Genomic DNA, 8,537 nt, shown 5'->3' with positions numbered 1-8,537 from the left:
CCGTAAATGTCCCATGGCGGCACCCCGGCCCCCTCAATGCGACATTCACGGACTTCGGATCACTCAGCCTTCGCGGCGCTTGGCGAACGCCGTCGGGCGGTCGGGCCACGGGGCGTCGGCCGGGCGGGGCTCGGCCACGCAGCCGACGACCGCGTGCGCGGCCAGCACACCGGACACCGCGGCGCCGTTCACCAGCTCGCCCGACAGGGCCATCCGGACCGCCTCGGCCAGCGGGAACTTGCGGACGACCAGGTCGGCCTCCTCCTCGCCGAGCACGTCACGCTCCACTTCGGACAGTCCGCGGGCGAGGAACACCCGCACCACCTCGTCGGTGAAGCCGGGTGACGCCGCGACGTCGACCAGGGTCACCCAGTCCCGCGCGGTGAGCCCGACCTCCTCGACGAGCTCGCGCTTCGCCGCGCCGACCGGGTCCTCGCCGAGGTGGTCGATCAGGCCGGCGGGCAGCTCCCACAGCCGGTGCCCCATCGGGTGCCGGTACTGGTGGATGAGCGTGATCCGCTGCTCCTCGTCGAGCGTGACGATCGCGACCGCGCCCAGGTGCTCGATCACCTCGCGGACGGCGGTGTTCCCGCCCGGCATCACGACGTCGTCGATGCGCAGGCCGACGACCCGTCCGATGTGGACGTCGCGGCTGGACGCGACGGTGAACTCGTGCTCGCCCGGCGCGGTCACCGGGCCGCCACGGGGGCTTCGGGCAGCTCGACCGGCAGCCGCTCGGCGACCTTGCGGTCCACCACGGCCTTGACGAACGCGCTGAACAGCGGGTGCGGCCGGGTCGGGCGGCTCTTCAGCTCGGGGTGCGCCTGCGTGCCGACGAAGAACGGGTGCTTCTCGGCGGGCAGCTCGACGAACTCGACCAGGCGGTCGTCCGGCGAGGTGCCGGAGAACACCAGGCCCGCGTCGGTGAGCTGCTTGCGGTAGGCGTTGTTCACCTCGTAGCGGTGCCGGTGCCGCTCGGACACCTCGGTGGTGCCGTACGCCTTCGCGACCTGCGAACCCGGCTTGAGCTTCGCCGGGTACGCGCCCAGCCGCATCGTGCCGCCCATGTCCCGCTCGCCCGCGACGACGTCGCGCTGGTCGGCCATCGTCGAGATCACCGGGTGCTTGGTGTTCTCGTCGAACTCCGACGAGCCGGCGTCCTCGATGCCCGCCAGGTTCCGCGCGGCCTCGATGACCATGCACTGCAGGCCGAGGCACAGGCCGAGCAGCGGCACGCCGCGGGTGCGGGCGTACTCGATCGCGCCGACCTTGCCCTCGATGCCGCGGATGCCGAACCCGCCCGGGATCAGCACACCGTCCACATCGGACAGTACGGAGGCCGCGCCGGACGCGGTCTGCGCGTCGTCGGAGGCGACCCAGACGATCTCGACCTTGGCCCGGTGGGCGAACCCGCCCGCACGCAGCGCCTCGGTGACCGAGAGGTAGGCGTCCGGCAGGTCGATGTACTTGCCGACGACCGCGATCTTCACCGTCTCGCTCGGGTTGTGCACCCGGTCGAGCAGGTCGCCCCACACCGTCCAGTCGACGTCGCGGAACGGCAGGCCGAGGCGGCGCACCACGTAGGCGTCGAGCGCCTCGCTGTGCAGCACCTTCGGGATGTCGTAGATCGACCGCGCGTCCGGGCAGGCGATGACGGCCTCGGTGTCGACGTCGCACATCAGGCCGATCTTGCGCTTGAGGTCCTCGGGGATCTCCCGGTCGGCCCGGCAGACCAGCGCGTCGGGCTGGATGCCGATGTTGCGCAACGCGGCCACCGAGTGCTGGGTCGGCTTCGTCTTGAGCTCGCCCGACGGCGCCAGGTACGGCACCAGCGAGACGTGCAGGAAGAAGCAGTGGTCCCGGCCGACGTCGTGGCGGACCTGGCGGCACGCCTCCAGGAACGGCAGCGACTCGATGTCGCCGACCGTGCCGCCGACCTCGGTGATGACGACGTCCGGCGTCTGGCCGGCCTCGTCGGGCTCGGCGGCGGCGGTGATCCGGGACTTGATCTCGTCGGTGATGTGCGGGATGACCTGCACCGTGTCGCCGAGGTACTCGCCGCGGCGCTCCTTGGCGATCACCTCGGAGTAGACCTGACCGGTCGTGACGTTGGCCTTGCCGTCGAGGTCGCGGTCGAGGAAGCGCTCGTAGTGCCCGATGTCGAGGTCGGTCTCGGCGCCGTCGTCGGTGACGAACACCTCACCGTGCTGGAACGGGTTCATCGTCCCGGGGTCGACGTTGAGGTACGGATCGAGCTTCTGCATCGTGACGCGAAGCCCGCGCGCGGTAAGGAGTTGGCCCAGGCTCGAGGCCGTGAGTCCCTTACCCAGAGAGGAGGCGACGCCTCCGGTGACAAATACGTACTTGGTAGCCCGCGACTGAAGTCCCACGGGCCGCCAGCATATCCGAAGCTCGCGGATCCGCTCGCTGTGACATGCCCTAAGCCGCTTTCGGGGGGTCCGTGGGGGCGGAGCCCACCGGCGGGGCGCGGGGTTCGACCCCGCAAAACACAGTGCCCCTGACCACGCCTCAGGCGGCGGCCTTCGCCAACCTCAAGCGCGGACGGCCGGTGAGCGCGCGGCTGCCCGGCAGCCGTCGCAGTACCTCGACGAAGACGATCGTCAGCGCGATCGTGGCGAAGTAGATGACCACGCTGAGCCACGGCGCGCCGAGGCGGTCCGCCACGTGCGGGATCACCGGGCCGAGCAGGGCCAGCGCGAGGGGGTGGACCAGGAAGATGCTGAACGACCGGTTCGCCGCCCAGGAGACCAGGCGCGCGCCGCGGCCGCCCTCGGTGCGGCGCGCGGCCCACCACGTGGTGAACGCGTAGATCGCCGCGATGACCGTGAGGAACCACGGGATCAGGTAGGGCTGGAACGGGTCGCTGGCCACCTGCGGGAACGTTCCACTGTGGACGGTGCGGAGGTAGTACCACTCGGTGCCGGCCAGCACCGCCACCAGCGCGCCGCCGAGCAGCAGCCGGTGCCGGCCCACCCAGGCGTGCACGGTCTCGAAGTGCATGGCCACCAGCGCGCCGAACAGTGTGTAGAACTGGTAGGGCAGGATCGTGGCGTACAGGTGCGTGATCGTTTCGTAGCTGACGCCCAGCGGCTGGTAGGTCATGAACGCGACCACGCCGACCTGCAGCAGCCCGCTGCCCAGCAGCAGCCACTTGTGCTTGCCCGCAGTGGCCCGCAGGAGCTTCATCAGCAGCGGGAAGAGCAGGTAGACCTGCATCGTCACGAGCAGGAAGTACAGGTGGTACCAGGCACCGCCGGTGACGAGGTCGGTCAGCAGCAGGCGCATCGACGCCTCGAGCGAGCCGGGCTGCTGCCCGCCGGTGACCAGCGAATACGCCCAGAAGAACATCGTCCACGCGAGGTAGGGCGTCGCGACCAGCGGCAGCCGGCGGCGCCAGAAGGTGCTCGCGGTGAGCTCGCGGCCGCGGTTCTGGAACACCAGCACGAACCCGGTCAGCGCGAAGAACGCCTCACGCGTGAAGTGCAGCGGCGTCTCGACGGCGTTCGCACCGACGTCCTGCGCGAAGTTCGTCGCGCCGACCACGTGGATCAGGATCACGCAGGCGAAGGTGATCAACCGGAACAGGTCGATCTGGTGGAGGTAGGGCGCTTTGCCGCCCGGTCTCGGGACGCGGGCGGGGGCCTCGAGCGTGGCCTGGGCGGTCGTCATCGTGCCACCTTCACGGCACCGGTTTCGGCGTTGATCACGGTCTCAGGTTTGCCGCCCATTCTGTGAATTTCCCATGAAGCCACTGGGAACCGCCTGTTGGACCAGCTCCCCCGCGGTGTCGGATATGCCACGTCCATTCAGGGAGCGGGGAGCCGGCGATCATGTTAACGGGTGAGCTTCCGGGCACTCAATGTGACGCTCACACTAGGCCGGTTCAGCGACGCGCGTCCGCCTCGACCTCCTCGCGGACCGCTTCCAGCGCGGTGCGTAGTTCGCCCAGCCCGACCGAACCCAGCGCCAGCCGCAGGGCGCGGGGCACCGCCGGCGTCGTCGCGAACGGCTCGGCGGTGGCCACCGCGACCCGCCGCCGGGCCAGTGCGGCCGCGATCCGGTCCGGGCGCGTGTCCGCGCCCAGCGGCAGCCACCGGAAGTACGACGCCGGGTGCCCGACGCCGGCCAGCGCGGCCAGCACCTCTGAGGCGACGGCTTGCCGCGCCCGGGCGTCTTCGCGCTTGCGCGCCTCGAGCCGGTCGACGGTGCCGTCGTCGAGCCACCGGCGGGCGATCGCCGCGGTCAGGGCCGGGGTGTTCCACGTCGTGGCCCGGATGGTGCGTTCGAGCGCCGGGACGAGCGGCACGGGCGCGGTCACGAACCCGATCCGCAGGCCGGTCGCGACGCTCTTCGACAGGCCCGAGACGTGCACGGTGACCTCCGGCGCGAGCATCGCCAGCGGCGGCGGCGCGTCCTCGGCGAGATAGGCGTACGAGGCGTCCTCGACGATCGTCAGGCCGTGGCGGCGGGCGAGCGAGACCAGCCGCGTGCGCTGGTCGTCGCCGAGCACCCAGCCGAGCGGGTTGTGCAGGGTCGGCATCGTGTAGACCGCGCGGACCCGGCGCCCGCGGCACAGCCGGTCGAGCGCGTCGAGGTCCGGCCCCGCTCCGGTCACCGGCAGCGGGGCAAGCTCCAGCCCGAGGGTGCGGGCGAGCACCCGGAACCCGGGGTAGGTGAGGGCGTCCACGGCGACGACGTCCCCCGGCCGGAACAGGGCCATGGCCGTCACGGCGAGGCCGTGCTGCGCGCCGTTGACGATCAGCACCCGGTCACGGCCGGTGTCGAGCCCCCGCCGGCGCAGGTACCGGGCGACGGCCTCCCGGTCGTCGGCGCGCCCGCGGTGCGGCTGGTAGCGCAGCAGCGCGTCGAGGTCCCCGGACGTGGCCAGGTCCCGCAGCGCCTCGCGGAGCAGGGCGGCCTGGCCGGGGACCGAGGGTGAGTTGAAGCTGAGGTCGACCGCGTCGGCCGCGACCGCCCGCTCATCGACGTCGTCACCGGCCGCCAGATCGCGGACGAACGTGCCCCGCCCCTGCTCGCAGCTGACCAGACCCATCGCTTCGAGTTCGGTGTAGACCCGCGACGCCGTCACGACGGCGATGCCCTCGTCGGCCGCGAGCCGCCGGTGGGTGGGCAGCCGCGTGCCGACCGGCCACTGCCCGCCACGGATCTTCGCCGCGAACGCGTCCACGATCACCTTGTACTTCGGCACCCGCACGCCGCGATTGTAGGCAGGACAATTTGTGGACTGTCCTGGATCAGCCGCCTTAACCTGCCGAAATGCACACCGCGATCCTCACCTTCGACGGCTACAACGAACTCGACTCGCTCATCGCGCTGGGCGTCCTCAACCGGGTGCCCGGCATGCGGGTGTCGATCGCGAGCCCGGCCCCGCGGGTGACGTCGATGAACGGCGTCACGATCGACGCCATGATCGGCCTGGAAGAGGCCTGCACGGCCGACGCCGTCATCGTCGGCAGTGGCTCGAAGACCCGCGAGGTCGTCGAGGACCCGGCGATCATGAGCACGCTGGCGCGGCTCGACCCCGCCCGGCAGCTGCTGGCCGCTCAGTGTTCCGGCACGCTCGTGCTGGCGAAGCTCGGGCTGCTGGACGGCGTGCCGGCCTGCACCGACCTGACGACCAAGCCGTGGGTGCTCGCCGCCGGCGTCGAGGTGCTGAACCAGCCGTTCTTCGCCCGCAGCGACCTGGCCACGGCCGGCGGCTGCCTCGCCTCGACCTACCTGGCCACCTGGGTCATCGCCCGGCTCCAGGGCCTCGACGCGGCCGAGCACGCCATGCACTACGTCGCGCCCGTCGGCGAGAAGGACGACTACGTCGCGCGTGCCCTGCGCAACGTCACGCCCTACCTCGAACCGGCGGTCGCCTCTTCTTGATCTCGCTCGTCGCCGAAGAGGGACTTCAAGGTCACCTCGCGGTTGACCCGCACGTGCTCGACGGCTTCGGCGTGCGCGCGGTCCGCGTCCCCCGACGCGATCGCGTCGAAGAGCCGGCGGTGCTCGTCGAGCAGCTCGGTGAAGTGCTCGTTCTGGCTGGTCAGCCAGCGCAGCCTGCCCTGCAGCGGCTGCAGCATCGTGGTGAGCAGCGTGTTGCCCGCGAGGGCCACGATCTCGTCGTGGAAACGCGAGTTGAGCACGGTGATCTTGGCCGCGTCGCCCCGGGCCGTCGCGCGGGCGGCGTCGGCGAGCATCCGCTCGAGCCGCTTCAGCTCCGGCGCGCCCGCCCGCCGGGCGGCACGCCCCGCGGCGAGCCCCTCCAGGGCCTCGCGGACGTCGAACAGCTCCTCGACGTCGACCCGCGCGAGCTGCCGGACGACGATCCGGCGCGCCGACTGCTCGACGAGGAACCCTTCGGCCTCCAGGCTGCGGATGGCCTCGCGCACCGGCACCCTGGACACCCCGAGGTCCTCGGCCAGCTCGCGCTCGACCAGCCTGTCCCCCGGGAGGAGGCGGCCGGTCAGGATCCGTTCGCGCAGCTCGTCGCGCACCCGCTGGCGGGTGGCCGCGAGGGGTTGCCGCTCGCTCGCCGACGTCACGGGTCCCCTCTCGCTCAACACGCCCGTAACCGGACGTAACGCGAGTTTATCCGCCGGAGGGTTGACGGACGCGGACGCCGGGGTGATATTTGGGATGCCAAATTTTGGTATCCCAAATCTCCGTCCCCGCACTGTGACAATCGGGGCTCCGCCCCGGCCGGGGGCTCCGCCACCCGGACCCCCGAAAGAATCCGTCGACCGGAGGCACGAATGACCGCCGCCCCGCTCACCGAAACCGGACAAGAGACGCCAGCCCCGCCGGATCCCCGGCTGTGGAACGAAGACCTCGCCCCCGTGCAGGAACGCCGGTGGAAGGTCTACGACATCTTCGCGCTGTGGATGTCCGACGTGCACAACCTGGGCAACTACACCTTCGCGGCCGGGCTGTTCGTGCTCGGCCTGTCGGCATGGCAGGTGTTCACCGCCCTGCTCTTCGGCTTCGTCATCATCTACGTCGGCATGAACCTGATGGGCCGGATCGGGCAGCGCACCGGCGTGCCGTTCCCGGTCGTCGCGCGGCTGAGCTTCGGCACCTTCGGCGCCAACCTGCCCGCGCTGATCCGCGCGGTCATCGCGATCTTCTGGTACGGCATCCAGACCTACCTCGCGAGCGTGGCCATCACGCTGCTCGTGCTCGCCATCGACCCCGGCCTGAAACCGTTGACCGAACACGGTTTCCTCGGCCTGCACGCGCTCGGCTGGATCTGTTTCATCGCCTTGTGGGCGGCCCAGGCGCTGATCCTGACCCGCGGCATGGAGTCGATCCGCAAGTTCCAGGACTGGTGCGGCCCGGCGATCTGGGTCGTGATGATCGCGCTCGCGGTGTGGATCCTCGCCGCCGCCCACTGGAACATCTCGTTCACCAGCAGCCCGAAGCAGCTGTCCACCGGCGAGCAGATCCGGCAGTGGTTCGGCGCGGCGGGGCTGATCCTGGCCACCTACGGCACGCTGATGCTCAACTTCTGCGACTTCTCCCGCAACGCGCCGGACCAGAAGACCGTGCGGCGCGGCAACTTCTGGGGCCTGCCGATCAACTCGACGGCGTTCGCGCTGCTGTCGGTCGTCGTCACCGCGGGCAGCATGCAGGTGTTCGGCGAGGCCATCACCGACCCGGCCGAACTGCTGTCCAAGGTGCACAACACGCCGGTGCTCATCGTCGGCGCGCTGACCTTCGCCGTCGCGACCATGGGTGTCAACATCGTCGCGAACTTCGTCTCCCCCGCCTACGACCTGGCCAACATCTGGCCGAAGCGGATCACCTTCACCATCGGCGGGATGATCAGCGCGGTCGCCGCGCTGTGCGTGCTGCCGTGGAAGCTGTACTCCTCGCCGGCGGTGGTCAACTACTTCCTCGGCGGGCTCGGCGCGTTCCTTGGGCCGCTGTTCGGGATCATGATCGTCGACTACTACCTGATCCGGCGCGGCAAGGTCGACGTCGCGCAGCTGTTCGTCGACGGCGGGGTCTACCCGCGGGTGAACCCCCGCGCGCTGGTGACGTTCTTCCCGACCGCCGCGCTGGCCGCGGTGATCGCGCTCGTGCCGTTCTTCGCCCCGGCCGCGCCGTACTCGTGGTTCATCGGCACGGCGTCGTCCGCGCTGCTGTACTTCGCGGTCTCGCGGAACCAGCGATGAGGATCGTCGTCACCAACTGCAACACCACCGAGGGGATGACGAAGGAGATCGAGGCCGGCGCCCGCGCCGCGGCGAGCCCCGGCACCGAAATCCTGGCCAGGACCCCGAAGTGGGGCCCGGAGTCGGCCGAGGGCTGGCTGGACAGCTTCCTCTCGGCCGCCGCCGTGCTCGACCTGTTGCGGGGCCTGGAAGAACCGTTCGACGCGGTCGTGGGGGGGGGGGGGGGGGGGGCCGGGGCCCCCCCCCCCCCCGCGCGGGCGGGGGGGCCCGGGGGCGGCCACACCCCGGCCGCCCCGCCCCCCGCCCGGCCGCGGGGCGGGCCCGCCGGCCGCG

General features: G+C 71.1%; 8 protein-coding genes. 3 read left to right on the top strand and 5 right to left on the bottom strand.

What is annotated here, in order from left to right; translation table 11 throughout:
• Positions 1–63: 63 nt before the first annotated feature.
• From ACGFMK_RS48380 to ACGFMK_RS48365, 4 genes are all read right to left on the bottom strand, one after another.
• Positions 64–693, bottom strand: a complete 630-nt coding sequence (locus tag ACGFMK_RS48380) for an NUDIX domain-containing protein (protein ID WP_392778658.1) — start codon at positions 691–693, stop codon at positions 64–66.
• On the bottom strand, positions 690–2,390 hold the full coding sequence (locus ACGFMK_RS48375) for a CTP synthase (RefSeq protein WP_392778656.1): 1,701 nt from the start codon (positions 2,388–2,390) through the stop codon (positions 690–692). The genes ACGFMK_RS48380 and ACGFMK_RS48375 overlap by 4 nt, the downstream gene beginning before the upstream one ends.
• A 139-nt stretch (positions 2,391–2,529) precedes the next feature.
• The gene (locus ACGFMK_RS48370; RefSeq protein WP_392778654.1) at positions 2,530–3,690 is read right to left on the bottom strand and encodes an acyltransferase; all 1,161 of its coding nucleotides are present in this window, start codon (positions 3,688–3,690) and stop codon (positions 2,530–2,532) included.
• Positions 3,691–3,904: 214 nt separating this feature from the next.
• Entirely contained in the window at positions 3,905–5,236 is a 1,332-nt protein-coding gene (locus ACGFMK_RS48365) for a PLP-dependent aminotransferase family protein (protein WP_392778651.1), read from the bottom strand.
• Between the two features lie 62 nt (positions 5,237–5,298).
• On the opposite strand from ACGFMK_RS48365, the gene ACGFMK_RS48360 reads away from it, so the two are divergent.
• Positions 5,299–5,913 (top strand): DJ-1/PfpI family protein, encoded by a 615-nt coding sequence (locus ACGFMK_RS48360; protein ID WP_392778648.1) that lies wholly within the window; start codon positions 5,299–5,301, stop codon positions 5,911–5,913.
• Here the strand turns inward: ACGFMK_RS48360 and ACGFMK_RS48355 are convergent.
• On the bottom strand, positions 5,883–6,590 hold the full coding sequence (locus ACGFMK_RS48355) for a GntR family transcriptional regulator (RefSeq protein ID WP_392778661.1): 708 nt from the start codon (positions 6,588–6,590) through the stop codon (positions 5,883–5,885). The two genes, ACGFMK_RS48360 and ACGFMK_RS48355, sit on opposite strands and share 31 nt — an antisense overlap.
• Positions 6,591–6,782: 192 nt before the next feature.
• On the opposite strand from ACGFMK_RS48355, the gene ACGFMK_RS48350 reads away from it, so the two are divergent.
• Together ACGFMK_RS48350 and ACGFMK_RS48345 are read left to right on the top strand one after the other, a co-directional pair.
• Positions 6,783–8,204 carry an NCS1 family nucleobase:cation symporter-1 gene (locus ACGFMK_RS48350; RefSeq protein ID WP_392778645.1) on the top strand — a complete coding sequence of 474 codons (1,422 nt, stop codon included), beginning with the start codon at positions 6,783–6,785 and terminating at the stop codon, positions 8,202–8,204.
• On the top strand, positions 8,201–8,537 hold a 337-nt coding region (locus ACGFMK_RS48345; protein WP_392778642.1), incomplete at its 3' end, for an aspartate/glutamate racemase family protein. The genes ACGFMK_RS48350 and ACGFMK_RS48345, both read left to right, overlap by 4 nt.

The sequence above is a fragment of the Amycolatopsis sp. NPDC049252 genome (assembly GCF_043197175.1).
Taxonomy (GTDB): domain Bacteria; phylum Actinomycetota; class Actinomycetes; order Mycobacteriales; family Pseudonocardiaceae; genus Amycolatopsis.
This window is presented reverse-complemented; position numbering and strand designations above follow the sequence as displayed.